This is a genomic window from Pseudomonas taiwanensis (assembly GCF_013393345.1).
Taxonomy (GTDB): Bacteria; Pseudomonadota; Gammaproteobacteria; order Pseudomonadales; family Pseudomonadaceae; genus Metapseudomonas; species Metapseudomonas resinovorans_C.
In genome coordinates, this window is sequence record NZ_QJRF01000028.1 from 85575 (window position 1) to 100942 (window position 15368).

12 protein-coding genes are annotated in these 15368 nt (G+C 65.2%); 2 read left to right on the forward strand and 10 right to left on the reverse strand.

Annotated features, from left to right (window positions below):
* The 3 genes from DM872_RS00530 to DM872_RS00540 form a co-directional block, all read right to left on the reverse strand.
* Nucleotides 1-777 carry an SDR family NAD(P)-dependent oxidoreductase gene (locus DM872_RS00530; protein ID WP_179057627.1) on the reverse strand — a complete coding sequence of 259 codons (777 nt, stop codon included), beginning with the start codon at nucleotides 775-777 and terminating at the stop codon, nucleotides 1-3.
* A gap of 56 nt (nucleotides 778-833) precedes the next feature.
* Nucleotides 834-1940: a polyamine ABC transporter substrate-binding protein gene (locus DM872_RS00535; protein WP_179057628.1), complete on the reverse strand. Its 1107-nt coding sequence runs from the start codon at nucleotides 1938-1940 to the stop codon at nucleotides 834-836.
* Between the two features lie 70 nt (nucleotides 1941-2010).
* Complete coding sequence (locus DM872_RS00540; RefSeq protein WP_179057629.1) at nucleotides 2011-2826, reverse strand: carbon-nitrogen hydrolase family protein; 816 nt, start codon at nucleotides 2824-2826, stop codon at nucleotides 2011-2013.
* 132 nt (nucleotides 2827-2958) lie between these two features.
* Between DM872_RS00540 and DM872_RS00545 the strand changes: the two genes are divergently transcribed.
* Nucleotides 2959-3747 (forward strand): helix-turn-helix transcriptional regulator, encoded by a 789-nt coding sequence (locus DM872_RS00545; RefSeq protein WP_179057630.1) that lies wholly within the window; start codon nucleotides 2959-2961, stop codon nucleotides 3745-3747.
* A 301-nt stretch (nucleotides 3748-4048) separates the two neighbouring features.
* On the opposite strand, the gene DM872_RS00550 is transcribed toward DM872_RS00545, so the two are convergent.
* The 5 genes from DM872_RS00550 to DM872_RS00570 all read right to left on the reverse strand — a co-directional run bounded on the left by DM872_RS00550 (nucleotide 4049) and on the right by DM872_RS00570 (nucleotide 9356).
* Nucleotides 4049-4312 (reverse strand): DUF2790 domain-containing protein, encoded by a 264-nt coding sequence (locus DM872_RS00550; RefSeq protein ID WP_179057631.1) that lies wholly within the window; start codon nucleotides 4310-4312, stop codon nucleotides 4049-4051.
* A 179-nt stretch (nucleotides 4313-4491) separates the two neighbouring features.
* A complete protein-coding gene (locus tag DM872_RS00555) occupies nucleotides 4492-5403 on the reverse strand; it encodes an efflux RND transporter periplasmic adaptor subunit (RefSeq protein ID WP_179057632.1) in 912 nt (303 codons plus the stop codon).
* Nucleotides 5404-5410: 7 nt separating this feature from the next.
* On the reverse strand, nucleotides 5411-5611 hold the full coding sequence (locus DM872_RS00560) for a DUF1656 domain-containing protein (RefSeq protein ID WP_077527090.1): 201 nt from the start codon (nucleotides 5609-5611) through the stop codon (nucleotides 5411-5413).
* On the reverse strand, nucleotides 5601-7838 hold the full coding sequence (locus tag DM872_RS00565; protein ID WP_179057633.1) for an FUSC family protein: 2238 nt from the start codon (nucleotides 7836-7838) through the stop codon (nucleotides 5601-5603). The genes DM872_RS00560 and DM872_RS00565 overlap by 11 nt, the downstream gene beginning before the upstream one ends.
* A gap of 9 nt (nucleotides 7839-7847) precedes the next feature.
* Nucleotides 7848-9356, reverse strand: a complete 1509-nt coding sequence (locus tag DM872_RS00570) for an efflux transporter outer membrane subunit (protein WP_179057634.1) — start codon at nucleotides 9354-9356, stop codon at nucleotides 7848-7850.
* Between the two features lie 178 nt (nucleotides 9357-9534).
* Here DM872_RS00570 and DM872_RS00575 point away from each other — a divergent pair, with 178 nt between their 5' ends.
* Complete coding sequence (locus DM872_RS00575; protein ID WP_179057635.1) at nucleotides 9535-10485, forward strand: LysR family transcriptional regulator; 951 nt, start codon at nucleotides 9535-9537, stop codon at nucleotides 10483-10485.
* Between the two features lie 266 nt (nucleotides 10486-10751).
* Here DM872_RS00575 and DM872_RS00580 read toward each other — a convergent pair whose 3' ends face one another.
* Together DM872_RS00580 and hrpA are read right to left on the reverse strand one after the other, a co-directional pair.
* On the reverse strand, nucleotides 10752-11288 hold the full coding sequence (locus DM872_RS00580; protein WP_179057636.1) for a DUF3087 domain-containing protein: 537 nt from the start codon (nucleotides 11286-11288) through the stop codon (nucleotides 10752-10754).
* Entirely contained in the window at nucleotides 11288-15358 is a 4071-nt protein-coding gene (gene hrpA / locus DM872_RS00585; RefSeq protein WP_179057637.1) for an ATP-dependent RNA helicase HrpA, read from the reverse strand. The genes DM872_RS00580 and hrpA overlap by 1 nt, the downstream gene beginning before the upstream one ends.
* Nucleotides 15359-15368 lie beyond the last annotated feature (10 nt).

Here is a 15368-nt window from a genome sequence, read left to right on the forward strand (position 1 = left end):
TCAGACGGACGAGAAGCAGTTATCCACAAAGAGGTGAGCGCCACTGACGAAGGATGCCTCATCCGATGCCAAGAACAGCGCGGCGCGCGCCACCTCTTCCGGTTCGCAGAGGCGCCCCTGCTGCGACGAAATCGCGGCCTCGCTGGCCTCCACGCCCATGGCCTGCAATTCCTTCATTTCACGAATGCCGTGGGCCGTGCGGATGAATCCGGGCGCCACAGCGTTGCAGCGTATTCCGCGATCACGAAACTCCACGGCGATGGCCCTGGCGAACATCTGGCAGGCGCCCTTGGTGGCGTTGTAGACCACCTCGCCGGGGGTGGCGTACTCGGCGGAGATGGATGAGGTGCAGACAATGCTGCCCTTGCCCTTGGCCAGCATCTGCGGCAACACGGCCCGGGTCATCAAGTACATGCTCTTGACGTTGACCGCCATCAGCCAGTCCCACTCATCCTCCTCCACATCGAGGAAGGGTTTCACGATCAGCGTGCCGGCGTGATTGAACAGGATGTCCGCGCCTCCGAACGCTGCCTCCCCTTTCGCCACGGCCGCCTTGACCTGATCGGCCTTGGAGACATCGGCGCCCACCCCCAATGCTTCCCCACCAGCCGCCTTGATCTGCCGGGCCAGCTCGTCGGCCGCGTCACCATTGCGATCGACGATCACCACCTTGGCACCCTCGGCGGCGAACAGGCGGCTCGCGGCTTCACCACAGCCACCCGCACCACCGCTGATGATCGCAACTTTGCCGAGCAGACGCGGTCTTGCTAAGTGCATGGCGTACACCTCGTATCGATGGGGGCAGTCAGACCAGCCTAGCCCAGCTTCGCGCATCAAGACCCCGACTTGACCTTGCTCCAGACGCGGGTCCGGACACGTTCCAGCTTCTGCGCCAGCGGCTCGAGCGTGAACAGTTTGTCCATCACCTCCCGTGGCGGATAGACCATCGGGTTGTCGTGCAGCGCCTGGGTGACCAGGCTGTCCGCCGCCTTGTTGGCGTTGGGATAGCCGAGGTAGTTGGAGGTATCGGCGATCACGTCCGGCCGCATCATGTAGTTGATGAAGGCGAGGCCTTCCTGCGGGTGCTGGGCATCCTTGAGCAGGACCAGGTTCTCGAACCAGACCGGCGCGCCCTCTCGCGGAATGCTGTATTCGAGGCGTACCTGGGAGCCGGCGTTCTTCGCCGATTGCTGAGCCTCATAGACGCCGCCGGCCCAACCCACCACTACGCAGATATCGCCATTGGCCAGGTCGGTGATGAACTTCGACGAGTTGAAGTAGGCGATATGCGGCTTGAGCCTGACCAGCAGTTCTTCGGCCTTTGCGTAGTCCTCCTTGCGCGTGCTGTGGGGCGGCAGGCCGAGGTAGTTCAGAGCGATCGGAATGATCTCACCGGGTGCGTCGATCATGGCAACGCCGCACTGGCTGAGCTTTTCGAGGTTCTCTTCCTTGAGCACCAGGTCCCAGGAGTCGACCGGCGCATCGTCACCGAGGATGGCCTTCACCTTGTCCGCGTTGTAGCCAATACCGGTGGTGCCCCAGAGATAGGGCACGGCATAGCGGTTCTCCGCGTCGTTGGCCTGTAGCTTGGCGAGGATTTCCGGGTCGAGATGGGACCAGTTCGGCAAGCTGTCGCGGTCCAGTGGCTGCAGCACGCCGGCCTCGATCAGGTTGGGCAGCGTGCTGTTGGTCGCGACAACCACGTCGTAGCCGCTGCCGCCGGTCATCAGCTTGCCTTCCATCATCTCGCTGCTGTCGAACACGTCGTAGACGGTCTTGATGCCGGTCTCGCGGCTGAAGTTCTTCACCACATCCGGACCGATGTAGTCGTACCAGTTGTAGACATGGACGCGTTGCTCAGGCGTCTCGGCCTGGGCCTGGCCGAGCCCCACGGCAAGGATCGAGGCCAGGGCGAACGTCAGGGTGCGGGTTGGCGTCATCAGGGTGCTCCAGGTGGACCGGGTGCGGGTGCAGGCCGCCCCGTTGGGTAAGTGGTCGGGGCGGTTCGACTCAGGGAATCAACAGTTCGCGGCGTCCATCGGCATGCTCGATGCGTTCGCCGGGGAGGATCAGGCGGCGGTCAGCGAGGTACTGGTACTCGGCGCGGGCTTCCTGCAGCAGTCGAAAATCCAGCTCGACCACCTGCCGGCACGGCTCACGGCCGGCCTCGAAGATCAGGCGGCCGAAGGGATCGACCGCGGCGCTTCCACCCGCGAATACCAAGTCGTCATCGCCCTCTCCCACCCGGTTCACCATCAGCGCGAAGGCCTGGTTTTCCTGGGCGCGGGCCATGATCGCGGTGCGGTGCACAGGACCGTAGGGGTCCATGTTGCCGTTGGTGACCAGGATCAGCTCGGCGCCCAGCTGTGCCAGTGCCCGTGCGGTCTCGGGCAGTTCGATGTCGTAGCAGATCAGGATGCCGATGCGCACGCCCTTCCACAGGGCCGTTGCGTAGCGGTCACCGGGCGTGACGAGCCCGCGCTCGGACGGCCAGAGATGGGTCTTGCGGTAATGCAGTGCCACGCCGTCGGGCGTCACCAGTGCCGAGGTGTTGTAGACGGTGCCATCGGCCCGTTCGAGCAGTCCCACCAGCACGGCGACATCCTTCTCACGGGCGGCACGCTGCACCGCCTGGAGGCTGGGACCATCCAGGGGTTCGGCGACAGCCGCGACAGTATCGGCACTCGGAAACCCCATCAGTTGGGTTTCCGGAAACACCACCAGCTCAGTTCCAGGCGCACAGGTGGCAATGGCCTCCAGGGTGCGTTCGAGGTTGTAGGCGGTGTCGCCGTCACGACCGGCGAGTTGGACGAGTTCTACCTTCATGGATGCTCCTTCTTGTCAGCGGGCGGGCAGGCGTCACAATGCTCGCCACTCGCCCTGGCATGACCGGAGTATGGGGCTCGCCCCGGCCAGGAGTAATTACGCAAGCGTGGTAACCCATCGGGGGTAGCGAACATGAGTCTGACCTTGCAGGACATCGCCTGGCACCAGTCCGTCGGCCGGCTGATCGAACAGCTCGACCGTCCCGGATTCTGGCTGGCCCTGGTGCGCCTGCTGGAGCAATACCTGCCCTTCGACAGCTGGGTGGTGCTGCTCTTCAGCGACGGCCGACCTCAGGTATTCGCCGAGTGCCCAGGTACCGATGGCGGACCCGATTCGCTGTTCCAGGACTACCTGCGCGGTCTCTACCAGCTCGACCCGTTCTACATCGCCAGCCGCGAAAACAACGCCGCCGGCCTGTTCCGCCTGGGCGAGGTGGCGCCGGAATGCTTCGAGCAGACGGACTACTACCAGCGCTATTTCCGCCTCAATGTGGTCGCCGATGAAGTGCAGCTGAACGTGCCGCTGGAGAGTGGGCGGACGCTCTGTCTTTCGCTGGGTTCACGCCAACGCTTCAGCCCGGAGCAGATCGCCTTGCTCGGCCTGATCCAGCCCTGGGTCGCCGGGCTGATGCGCCAGCGCCTGACCTTCGAACAGGAGCTGATGGCCAGCCCGCCGCCACCCGCCCCGGCCTGGCAGGCGCAACTGGAAGCCGCCGGGCAGAAGGTGGAAAGCGCCCTCACCGCCCGCGAACTGGAAGTGGGCCGTTTGATGCTGAGCGGCTGCTCGAGCAAGGAGATCGCGCGCAAGCTGGATATCTCCGCCGAAACGGTGAAGGTCCACCGCAAGCACATCTACAGCAAGCTGGGGATCAAGTCGCAGTCGGAGTTGTTCCGGCTGTTCCTTGAGGCGCAGGAGGGGTGAAGGTTGGCTTTTCCGTGGGGGCGAATTCATTCGCTATGCCGGCGTTGGTTTTGCAACGCTGAAGGCCTTCCGAGATTACGCGCCAGCCTGACGCAACCCTCTCCCCCGCCCCTCTCCCAGAGGGCGAGGGGTGACTCGCGCCGGCGAGGGACAAACCATCCTGAAGAAGCCAGCTGCCGGAAACTTGGCAGTTCGTAGGATGGGTAGAGGAACGAAACCCATCGCGATTGAATTGATGGGTATCGCAAGCTCCACCCATCCTACAACCGATAAATCGGTTTAAAGAATTACATCCTGCCAATCAACCGTTTCCGCAACCCTGACCGAAAACGACATATTCCAGGCGATGAACTTTGCCCTGGTGATCTTCGTAGGTCATATAAGCCGGAACTACGCCGCAGACATCGGGAACTTCGCTTCGGGAAAGAACCTTGGCGATATCCAGTTCCATTCCATAGTGATACTGCTCGATTACGGGTTCCCCGGCGACCGCAGATTCCACAGGCTCTGCAGCCAAGGCGAAGGCAGGCATGCCGGCAAGCGCCAGCAAGGCAAGAGTTTTCATTGGATTGTTTCCCGAGTGCTTGGAGTTTGAAACTTCGACCAGCTCTCCACGAACTGGTCGAAGGTACAGCGCAACACCTTGCGGTGATGTTTACGGCAGCAAGTGCCTCATCGTGGGAGGCGGGATAATTTTAAGGGTCGGGAAACTTCACAAACAGCGCCGGATACAACAAGGACTTTTTACTGGCCGAACAACAATCCATCCAGCCAACCGGAAGTTTCCGGCTTGGCGCCCTTCTGCCCGATCACCACGGTGCAGGTCATCCCGGCGGCCAGCAGCATGCCTTCCGGGACCTCGTCGAGATGGATGCGCACCGGCACCCGCTGGGCCAGGCGCACCCAGTTGAAGGTGGGGTTCACGTCGGCGATCAGTTCACGGCTTTCCGGATTGTCGCGGTCGTAGATGCCCCGGGCGATGCTGTCCACACGCCCGGTGAGGCGCTCGCCGCTCATCAGCCTGAGTTCGGCAAGATCGCCGACCTTGATGTGTGGCAGGCGGGTCTCTTCGAAGTAGCCGTTCACATAGAAGGACTGCTCGTCCACCAGGGCCATGCTGGCCTCGCCGCGCTCGGCGTAGTCGCCCTTATAGACGTTGAGGTTGGTGATATGGCCAGCCACCGGCGCGCGGACTTCGGTTCGCGCCAGATTGAGTTTCGCCGCCTCCAGGGCAGAGACGGCCTCGTGGTATTCGGCCAGGGCGGCGGCGGCCAGGTGGCCGGCGTCTTCACGGCTCTCGCGGGAGACCACCAGGTCGTCCATGTCGGCGCGGCGGTCGGCGTTGACCTTGCGCATCGCCAAGGCCGCCTTGCGGGCCGCCACCAGCGCTTCGGCCTGCTGCACCGCCACCTCGTAATGGGACGGGTCGATGCGCAACAGCAGGTCGCCCGCCGCCACTTTCTGGTTGTCGCGTACCGCTACTTCCACCACCAGGCCGGCCACGTCCGGGGCGATGTTGATCACGTCGGCACGCACGCGGCCGTCGCGGGTCCAGGGCGAGTCCATGTAGTGCTGCCAGAGGGTGCGCACCAGCACGACCGCCAGCGCGAGGATGAGCAGGGTCGCGCCGACACTGATGATTCGTTTCAGGGACATGGGAGCCTCAACGGTAGATGGTCAGCGCCAGGGCGCCATACAGGCAGGTGAACAGGCCGACGCGCAGCAGCGCCGGGTGCCAGGCGTGGCGGTAGAGGCCGCACCAGGCGAACAGGCGATCCAGCGCCCAGCCGAGCAGGAAGGCCACCAGGAACAGCACCGTCAGGCTCGGCAGATAGACGCCGTGCAGGGCGATTTCACGTGGCATGGAGGGCTCCTTGCGGATGCACGGCCACTGGGTCGCCACCCAGCGGGTTCTGCGGGTCCAGCAGCGAAGTACGGATGAAATGCAGGTAACTCTGCAGGCGCCGCAGGGGCGAGGTTTCGAACTGCGGCGCGCAGGGCTCGGCTGTGCTGCGCACGCTGTCGATGGCCTGCTCCACGGCGAGCAGCGCGCGCTGCCGATTGGTTTCCGAAGGCTGGATGAACAAGCGGATCAGGGCGCGGCCCATGGCACGGATAGCGTTGCGCCAGGGCATGGATTCGGCATAGCAGGACAGCGCCGGCAGACGCGCCTGCTCCAGGCGCATTTCGATCACCGCATGCCCCACTTCCTGCACCAGGAACATCCAGCGCAGCAGCTGGCGCTGCACGTCCGGGCGTCCGGCGGAATACAGGTAGGCCTGGTTCAGCAGGTCGCGGGTGCCGCTCTCGAAACCGGACACCAGTCCCTTCATCCGTCCGCTCACGGCACGCACGACGCACATGCGCAGGTCGCGCTCCAGGCGCCGCCACAACCAAGGCCGGTTGGGCGGCAGGAGCACGGCGGCGGCCACAGTTGCCAGGGCCATGGACAGTACCGAGGCCAGGTATTCGTTGAGCACCCGGTGCGGGTCGAACAGCGCCTGGTTGGCCGGCATGGAGTTCATGCTGAACCAGATCAGCAGGCCGAGGCCGGCACCCGCCAGTTGTGGCCGAGCCAGCAGGTAGGCACCCAGCGCGACCACCGGTGCCAGGGCACAGCAGAGCAGCGCGAAACCGTCGATTGCCGGCAGGACCCGGAAGGTCATGAAAATGCCCAGGCAAGCGCCGGCGGTAGCCCCCAGGGTAAGTTGCAGCGAAAGACGCCGGGGGTTGGAGGAGGACGATGCCAGCGCCGAAACCATGCCGATGGTCATCGCGAAGGTGCCGCCACTGGGCCAGGCCGTGGCCATCCAGAAGGCGCCGAGCAGGAGGATCAGCAGGCTGCTGCGCAGGCCCGCCACGGCAGCGGCTACCGCGTTCGCACGGGGCCTGAAGCTCTCCTTCCACTGCTCGCGGGCGTGATGGTCGTCGAGTAGCGAGGCGTGGGTCTGGGCATAGCTGTGCAGATCGTCTGCAAAGCGATAGAGCAGCTCCGCAGCCGTGTCGTAATCCAGGCTCTGGGCTTCGCTGGGGTGTTGCATGGCGAGCTGCGCGCGGCCGCTGCGGATCAACTGCATCAGCTCCTGCTTGCAGGCTTCCAGGCGGACGGCGAGCTGCGCCGCATCGGCCTCGCTGCTGAGACGATCACGCAGCGGCAGCAACAGCCGTGACACTTCCACGAGACACGGTTGCAGGGCATCCAGCACCGCACCTCCGTAGGAGCCAGCTCTGCTGGCGAACGCTTCCGGCTCCGGGCTTTCGCGAGCAGAGCTCGCTCCTACATCGGGTGCCGGCGCGTTGGCCAGACGGCGCAGCAACTGATGCAGACCATGGAAACGGGTCGAGAGCACCATGAACTCGTTGTTCAGCCGCGCCAGGCGCCCGCTGCGCATGCGCATGTGCGGGTCTTCGAAGGCGGTGGCGTTGCGCATGTTCTCCAGGTTCACGGCGGCGGCCGCAAAGCGCGCGTTGCTGGCATCGAAACGCGCGGTATCGAGGCCACCGGCCAGTCCCTCGTAGGCGAAGGCGGCGAAGTCGCGGAAACGTCCGTGCAGCGTGTTGCGCAGGTCGGTGCTGGTGCTCTGCGGCAGGATCAGGCCGTTGACCAGGCCGGTGCAGAGAATGCCCAGGCTGATCTCCAGCACTCGCCATAGGGCGAGCATGAAGGCATCGTCGGGGTGGCTCGTGGCCGGCAGGCCGATCATCACCGCCGTGTAGCCGGCCAGCACGCAGGCATAGCCGCGGAAATCCCGGTAGCGCGCGGCGCCAGCCGTACAGAGGCCGATCCAGATGGCCAGGCAGAGCATGAACAGCACTCGCTCCTGATTGAACAGGGCGATCAGCACCACCATCACGGCCAGCCCCAACAGGGTGCCGATGATGCGGTAGAAGCTCTTCGCCAGGACCTGCCCGCTCTGCGGCTGCATGACGATGAACACGGTCACCAGCACCGTGCCCGGTTGCGGCAGTTCCAGGCGATAGGCCAGCCAGAGGGCGAGGAAGGCAGTGAGCAGGGCCTTGAAGATGAAGGCCCAGGTCAGGCCGTCACTGCGCGCCCACTCGACCAGCGCGCGGTTGAAGGTTCGAACCATGTCGGGTCCTCAGGGCTTGGGGAGAAAACGCAGGCGTGGTTCCTGCGGGGCCAGGCTGGCGTCGCTGGGACCGACCGGTTCGGCGAGCACGCCGCCACCGAGGGCCAGCAGCAGGTCGGCCTGGGCACCGAGCAGCGCGGCGCGTACTTCCTGTTGCTGGAGCTGGCGCTGGAACAGCGTCGGCTGGGTTTCCAGCACCGCGTCGAAGCCGGTGAGGCCGCGTTGCTGGGCCAGCAACGCGAGATCGCAGGTCTTCTGCGCGGCGGCCACCGCTTCGGCGGCGAGCATCTGCTGTTCATGCAGCGACTTGATGCGCACCAGGGCATCGGCCACCTGCTGCAGGGCGCCAATCAAGGTCTGGTTGTACTGCTCCACCGCGACGTCGTATTCGGCGGCGGCAGCCCCCAGCTGGCCACGGCGCAAGCCGCCATCGAACACCGGCAGGCTGATGGCCGGACCGAGGTTGTAGGTGAGCTTGTCGTAGCGCAGGAAATCCAGCACGCCGCCCTGGGTGGCGTTGGAGCCGATGCCACCCAGCAGGTTGACGTTGGGGTAGAAGCCCGCCTTGGCGACTTCGATGCCGCGCGCCTGTGCTGCCACTTGCCAGCGGCTGGCAACCAGGTCCGGACGTCGGCCAAGCAGCTCCAGCGGTAGCTCGGCCGGCAGCGCGGGCAGGCGTTGCAGGTCGAGTGTTGGTCGCTGCAGACGCTCGCCCTCCCCCGGTCCCTTCCCGGCCAGGGCGGCAAGCTGGTTGCGAGTCAGTGCGATGGATTCGTTCAGGGCGTCGATCTGCCGATGGGTTTCCGGCAATGGCGCCTCGGCGCGGCTGATCTCCAGTCGGGTACCGATACCGTCGCGCAGGCGCTGCTGGGCCAGGGCAAGGATTTGTTCCTGCTGTGCAAGGCTGGCCTCGGCGACGTCCCTCTCTGCGTGTTGCAGCGCCAGGCGGATGTAGCTGCGCACCAGGTTGCCTTGCAACTCCAGCACCGCCAGGCGGGCTTCGGCCACGGCCACCTGGGTCTGGTCCAGCGCCTGGTGGCTGCGGCTGCGCTCGCGCCCCCAGAGGTCAAGGTCATAGGAAAAACCCAGCAGGCTGGTGTTGTTCCAACTGGTGGTGCGGGCGAGATCGCCAGGGCCGTAGAAATTGTCTTGCGGCCAGCGCTTGCGCTGCACACTGGCGTCAAGATTGACCTGCGGCTGCTCGGCGGACTCCACCACGCCGGCCAGGGCCCGGGCCTTGCGAACACGAGCGGCGGCCATCGCCAGACTGGGGCTGCCGGCCATGGCCTGCTCCATCCAGGCGTCGAGTTGCGGGTCGCCATAGGCACGCCACCACTGGGCACTGGGCCAGGCGGCATCTCGTTCGGCACGGCGAATGGCCGAACCGGGGTCCAGTTGGGCAGCATCCAGGCGTTCGGCCTGGGGCGCTATGCCCTGACTATCGATACAAGCGGAAAGGAGCGAAACGACGGCGAACAGACTGGCGCGGGCGACGCCGGGCCAAGGATTGCGGTGCACTGCGGCATATCCTGAATGCTGGGTAACCAGGGCTGATGCCTGGAACGGCGGCGATTCTAGAACTGGGCACTCTCGGCGATAAGGCGACGGATAGATGAAGGATTGTGTACTGAATCAGCCATAATCCCGGGACATATTTCGTGACAAAATTTGCCTCCCTTCCGGGCCAGGACCCTCCATGGACATCCTCTTCAACATGCGCGCCTTCGTCTGTGTGGCGGAGACCGGCAGCTTCACCGCCGCTGCCCAGCGCATGGACCTCACCACCTCGTACATCTCCCGCGCCGTCGCCACCCTCGAAACCCATCTGCGCACGCGCCTGCTGCACCGCACCACCCGCCGCATCGCCCTGACCGAAGCAGGCCAGCGCTACCTGCTGCGCTGCGAGCAGATCCTCGGCTACATCGAGGAAGCCGAAGCAGAAGCCAGTGAGGCCCACGCACGGCCGGTGGGCAACCTGAAGGTGCATGCCATGACCGGCATCGGCCAGCACTACCTGATCAAGGCCATCGCCGGGTACAGCGAGAAATACCCGGACGTGAGCTTCGACCTGACCCTGGCCAACCGCACCACCGATATTCTCGACGAGGGTTACGACATTTCCGTCGTGATCGCCCAGGAGCTGCCGGATTCGGGGTTCATCTCCAAGCAGCTCGGCACCACCTACAGCGTGCTCTGCGCCTCCCCCGGCTACATCGAGAAACACGGGGCGCCGCGTATGCCGTCGGAGCTGTCGAAGCACCGCTGTCTGCGCCTGGTGAACAACGTGATGTCCCTGGACAAGTGGCTGTTCGAGGGCCCGGACGGCCAGGAGATGGTCAGCGTCAACCAGACGCCGTTCCAGGTGAATACGGCCGATGCGATGACCGAAGCCATCAAGGCCGGGTTGGGGGTTGGCGTGGTGCCGGTGTACTCGGCCATCAGCGGTCTGAAGGACGGCAGCCTGGTGCGCGTACTGCCCAACCACAGTCTCTTCCCCCTCGGCATCTACGCGCTCTATCCATCGCGGCAGTTCCTCGATGCGAAGATCCGTACCTGGGTCGAGTTCCTTCGGGAGTTCCTGCCGGAGCGGGTTGCGGCGGATGAGAAAGCGGTGGCGGAGTACAGCTTGAGGTTGGGGGGGCGGTAGCAGGTTGGCTTTCGCGCGAGCCTGAAGGCACCCTCTCCCCCGGCCCCTCTCCCTGAAGAGGAGAAGGGTGACGCGCGCCGGCATCACCCAGCCCTGGCATGGGCCCTGTAGGGGCGAATTCATTCGCCAAGCAGATCGAAGAGCTGCCCTTGGAAATCCATGCGCGGCACCACATCCCTCACCCCCTCCCCTCTCCCAGAGGTAGAGGGGTGACTCGCGCCGGCAAGGTACAAGTCTTCCTGAAGCCGACCTGGGCCTGAAGCCGGCTACTTGCCGTACCCCTTCACCGCCTCAAGCCAGTCCAGGTCCAGGCGGTTCTGCTCCACATCCAGCCCTTGTGCCTCCATCGCCTCGCGGTGCTGGTCGATCTCATGCACGTGGTGGCTGAGATCGGCACTGTTGCCGTCCAGCTGGTGCATCTGGGTCAGGCCCAGGTGGTAGAAGCGAAGCAGCTTCATCGCTGCTGGATCACCGGCCGCCACCCCTGCCTTGACCTTGTGCATGACATTGGTGACGCGCATCAGGTTGCGCTTGAGCCGCCAGCCGTAGACGGCGGGCGCCATCCAGGGGCGTGACCAGAACTGCAGGCGCACCATGGCGATGGTGAGAGCCAGGCCCGCGAGGACGCCGATCAGGTTCCAGCGGAAGTTGTCGCCGCCTGGCGTACCGAACAGCTGCACGCAGAAGGTGGACAGCAGCAGTGCCAGGGCGATGAACACGACCGCGATGATCAGGGTGCTGCGGCGGGTCTGGCTCCGGTAGAGCTCGGGGCTCATGGGGCGGATTTCGAAGGATTCGCTCATCAGGCTTCCACTTGGCTCCACTGCTTGTTCATGCGTTTGTCGGACACCGCCATCTTCGTACCCAGTTGCTGGGCGAACAGCGAAACGCGGTATTCCTCCAGCATCCAGCGGTAGAGCACCAGTTCCGGATCACGCTTGCCTTCCTGGGCGTGCTTAGCCAGACGGGCCAGGTATTGCTCCCAGTAACCGGCCAGTTCGCCGGACCAGACACGGTCGCGCTGCAACTGTGCGGCGATCTTGTCGAAGCGCTGCTCGATGGCCTTGAGGTAACGCGGCAGTTCCTTCATCCACTCCGCCGGGGTTTCGCGGACGAAGCCGGGATAGACGAGGTTGCCCAGCTGCGCCTTGATGTCGTTAAGCGCCACCGCCTGGGCCAGGTCGATCCGGCCCTTGAAGCGCTTCTGCAGGCCATGCCAGAGCTTGAGGATTTCCAGGGTCAGGCGCGCCAGGCGCTCGGCGTGCTCGGCCCAGGCGCCGCGCTTCTTCTCGGCGAGGGATGCCAGGGCCGCGCCATCGCGAGGCAGGCTGGCTTCGCCATCGAGGATGCAGCTGTCCAGGCTGGCCAGGAGGATGTCCTCCACCAACGCATCGACGCGGCCCATGTCGCGGTACAGCAGACCGAGGTCAGTGAGGCCCGGCAGCTTGCCACGGAGGAACTTGGCGGTTTCGCCAAGCTGTTGCAGCAGCAGGCGCTGCAAGGCGCGACGATGCTGCCACTCGGCTTCGGCCTGGGTCGGGAAGCGGCTTTCCTTGACGGCGCCACCCTCCTCCACCAGTGCCGGGTACACGGTCATGGAGAGGCCGGCGACCTTTTGCTGGGTCTTTTCCGCGACCTGGGCGAAGCCCTTGGCCTCCACCGGTTTCTGTTCCTTCTGCGCCTGCGGAATGGCCAGGGCGGCCTGGCTGGCTTCGGCAAAGCGCGCGGTGATCTCGGCCAGGTCGCGGCCTTCGCCGAGGAACTTGCCGCGGGCGTCCACCACTTCCAGGTTCATCTTCAGGTGGCCTTCCAGTTGGGTAGCCGCCTCGACCCAGGCCTCCTCCGGCACGCGGGCGCCGGTCATGCGCTGCAGCTCACGGCCGAGCGCTTCCGGCAACGAGCCCTGGGCGAACATCAGCTTGGAAAGGGCGGCTTTCACGAAGTCCGGCACCGGCACGAAGTTCTTGCGGATGGCCTTGGGCAGGTTGCGCACCAGGGCGACGCACTTGGTTTCCAGCAGGCCCGGCACCAGCCATTCAAGGCGATCCGGCGGCAGCTGCGGCAGCAGCGGCGCGGGTACGCGCAGGGTCACGCCGTCGCGGACGTGACCGGGCTCGAAGTGATAGGACAGCGGCAACTCCAGTTCGCCCAGGCGCAGCTTGTCCGGGTACTGCGCGGCGGTGACTTCGCTGGCTTCTCGGGCCAGCACGTCTTCCTCGCGCATGATCAGCAGGTTCGGGTTCTTCGCCCGCTCCCGCTCGTACCAGCTCTCGAAGCTGGCGGTTTGGTAGATGTCCGCTGGCAGGCGCGCCGCGTAGTAGGCGAAGAGGGTTTCCTCGTCAGCGAGGATGTCGCGCCGGCGTGCCTTGGCTTCCAGTTCGTCGAGCCGTTCCAGCAGTTGGCGGTTGGCCGTCAGGCACTTCGCCTTGCTGTGGATTTCGCCTCGCACCAGGCCCTCGCGGATGAACAGCTCACGGGAGACTTCCGGGTCCACCGGGCCGTAGTGCACCGCGCGGCGGCCAACGATGATCAGGCCGTAGAGGGTGATCTGCTCGAAAGCCACGACCTGCCCGCGACGTTTCTCCCAATGGGGCTCCAGGTGATTCTTCTTCACCAGGTGACCGGCCAGCGGCTCCAGCCAGTCCGGTTCGATCTTCGCCACCATGCGCGCGAACAGCTTGGTGGTTTCCACCAGTTCGGCGGCCATGATCCACTGCGGGCGCTTCTTCGCGATGGCGGTGCCGGGGTGAATCCAGAAACGCCGCTGACGGGCACCGAGGTAGTCGCCGTCTTCGGTTTTCTGGCCGATCTGGCTCAGCAATCCGCAAAGGATCGCCTTGTGCACCTTGGCGTAATCGATGCTGCGTTGTTGCTGTTCGGCCTTGGCGGCGGCATCACGTGGGGCTTCGGCAGGACTGCTTTTCGTAGGATGGCGCTGAGCGGAGCGATGCCCATCGGTTCGAGCAGCATGGGTATCGCTACGCTCCTCCCATCCTACGGGGGTCTCTGCGCGTTTGGATTTACCGGAGTCAGGGAAGAGCTTCAGCTCGCGGCAGATCAGCACCAGCTGGCGGTGGGCATCGCGCCATTCGCGCAGGCGCAGGTAGTTGAGGAAGTTCTTCCGGCACCAGTTGCGCAGCGGGTTGGAACCCAGCGCCTGGCGCTGTTCCTCGAAGCCGCGCCAGAGGTTGATCAGCGCGGCGAAGTCGGAGTCCACGTCCTTCCACTGGGCGTGGGCCTGGTCGGCCGCCTGCTGGCGCTCGACCGGACGCTCGCGCGGGTCCTGCACGGACAGCGCAGAGGTGATCACCAGCACTTCGTCCAGGCTGCCCTGGCGGGCGCCTTCCAGCACCATGCGGCCCAGGCGCGGGTCGATGGGAAGGCGCGCCAACTGCCGGCCAATGGGCGTGAGTTGGCTCTCGCGGTTAACCGCCGAGAGTTCTTGCAGCAGGGTGAAACCGTCCTTGATCGCCTTGCCATCCGGCGGCTCGATGAAGGGGAAGGCTTCGATATCGCCCAGGCGCAGGTGAAGCATCTGCAGGATCACCGCCGCGAGGTTGGTGCGCAGGATTTCCGGATCGGTGAAGGTCGGGCGGGAGAGGAAGTCCTCTTCGCTGTAGAGGCGCACGCAGATACCCGGCTCGACCCGGCCGCAACGGCCCTTGCGCTGGTTGGCGCTGGCCTGGGACACCGCTTCCACCGGCAGGCGCTGGACCTTGGCGCGATAGCTGTAGCGGCTGATGCGCGCGGTACCGCTGTCGATCACATAACGGATGCCCGGCACCGTCAGCGAGGTTTCCGCGACGTTGGTGGAGAGCACGATCTTGCGGCCCGGCATGGGGGCAAAGATTTTCTGCTGCTCGGCGGGCGTCAGGCGCGCGTAGAGCGGCAGCACCTCGGTGTGCTTGAGGTTGGCCTTGCGCAGCACGTCGGCGCAATCGCGGATTTCCCGTTCGCCGGGGAGGAACACCAGCACATCGCCTGGGCGCTTGCCCACTTCGCGCTCATGGGCGGTGATCTCGTCCAGGGCGCGGAGGATGCCCTGGTCCACGGACAGGTCGTCGAACAGCGCTTCACCGTCTTCGTCCACCTCGGCGGCCAGCGGCCGGTACCAGGTGTCCACCGGGTAGGTGCGGCCGGAGACCTCGATGATCGGCGCATCACCAAAGTGTTTGGAAAAGCGCTCCAGGTCGATGGTGGCCGAGGTGATGATCAGCTTGAGGTCGGGGCGGCGCGGCAGCAGGGTCTTGAGGTAGCCGAGGAGGAAGTCGATGTTCAGGCTGCGCTCGTGGGCCTCGTCGACGATGATCGTGTCGTAGCGCTCGAGGAAGCGGTCGTGCTGGGTTTCGGCCAGCAGGATGCCGTCGGTCATCAGTTTGATCAGGCTGCGCTCGTTGGACTGGTCCTCGAAGCGCACCTGGTAGCCCACCAGCTCGCCCAACGGGCTGCCGATCTCTTCTGCCACGCGTGTCGCCACGCTGCGTGCCGCCAGCCGGCGCGGCTGGGTATGGCCGATCAGGCCGTGGGTGCCACGGCCAATCTCCAGGCAGATCTTCGGCAACTGGGTGGTCTTGCCCGAGCCGGTTTCACCGGCAATCACCAGCACCTGGTGCTTTTCCAGCGCCGCCTTGATCTCGTCGCGCTTGGCGGCGATGGGCAGGGCGTCGTCGTAACGCATCGCTGGCACGCTGGCACGCCGCGCCTCGACGCGCGCGATGGAGGCCTGGAAGCGCTCGACCCACTGCGCCAGCTTGGCGTCGTCCGGATGCTTGCGCAGCTCGTGGAGCTGCCGGCGCAGGCGATGGCGGTCAGCGCCCATGGCCTGGTCGATGCGTTTCAGGAGTTGTTCGGCGCTGGGGGATTGCTCGCTCATCGGTTCCGCT

Excerpts from the sequence above, each read along its gene's own strand:
- DM872_RS00530 (WP_179057627.1), bottom strand. The coding sequence starts at position 777 with ATGCACTTAGCAAGACCGCGTCTGCTCGGCAAAGTTGCGATCATCAGC.
- DM872_RS00535 (WP_179057628.1), bottom strand. The coding sequence starts at position 1,940 with ATGACGCCAACCCGCACCCTGACGTTCGCCCTGGCCTCGATCCTTGCC.
- DM872_RS00540 (WP_179057629.1), bottom strand. The coding sequence starts at position 2,826 with ATGAAGGTAGAACTCGTCCAACTCGCCGGTCGTGACGGCGACACCGCC.
- DM872_RS00545 (WP_179057630.1), top strand. The coding sequence starts at position 2,959 with ATGAGTCTGACCTTGCAGGACATCGCCTGGCACCAGTCCGTCGGCCGG.
- DM872_RS00550 (WP_179057631.1), bottom strand. The coding sequence starts at position 4,312 with ATGAAAACTCTTGCCTTGCTGGCGCTTGCCGGCATGCCTGCCTTCGCC.
- DM872_RS00555 (WP_179057632.1), bottom strand. The coding sequence starts at position 5,403 with ATGTCCCTGAAACGAATCATCAGTGTCGGCGCGACCCTGCTCATCCTC.
- DM872_RS00560 (WP_077527090.1), bottom strand. The coding sequence starts at position 5,611 with ATGCCACGTGAAATCGCCCTGCACGGCGTCTATCTGCCGAGCCTGACG.
- DM872_RS00565 (WP_179057633.1), bottom strand. The coding sequence starts at position 7,838 with ATGGTTCGAACCTTCAACCGCGCGCTGGTCGAGTGGGCGCGCAGTGAC.
- DM872_RS00575 (WP_179057635.1), top strand. The coding sequence starts at position 9,535 with ATGGACATCCTCTTCAACATGCGCGCCTTCGTCTGTGTGGCGGAGACC.
- DM872_RS00580 (WP_179057636.1), bottom strand. The coding sequence starts at position 11,288 with ATGAGCGAATCCTTCGAAATCCGCCCCATGAGCCCCGAGCTCTACCGG.
- hrpA (WP_179057637.1), bottom strand. The coding sequence starts at position 15,358 with ATGAGCGAGCAATCCCCCAGCGCCGAACAACTCCTGAAACGCATCGAC.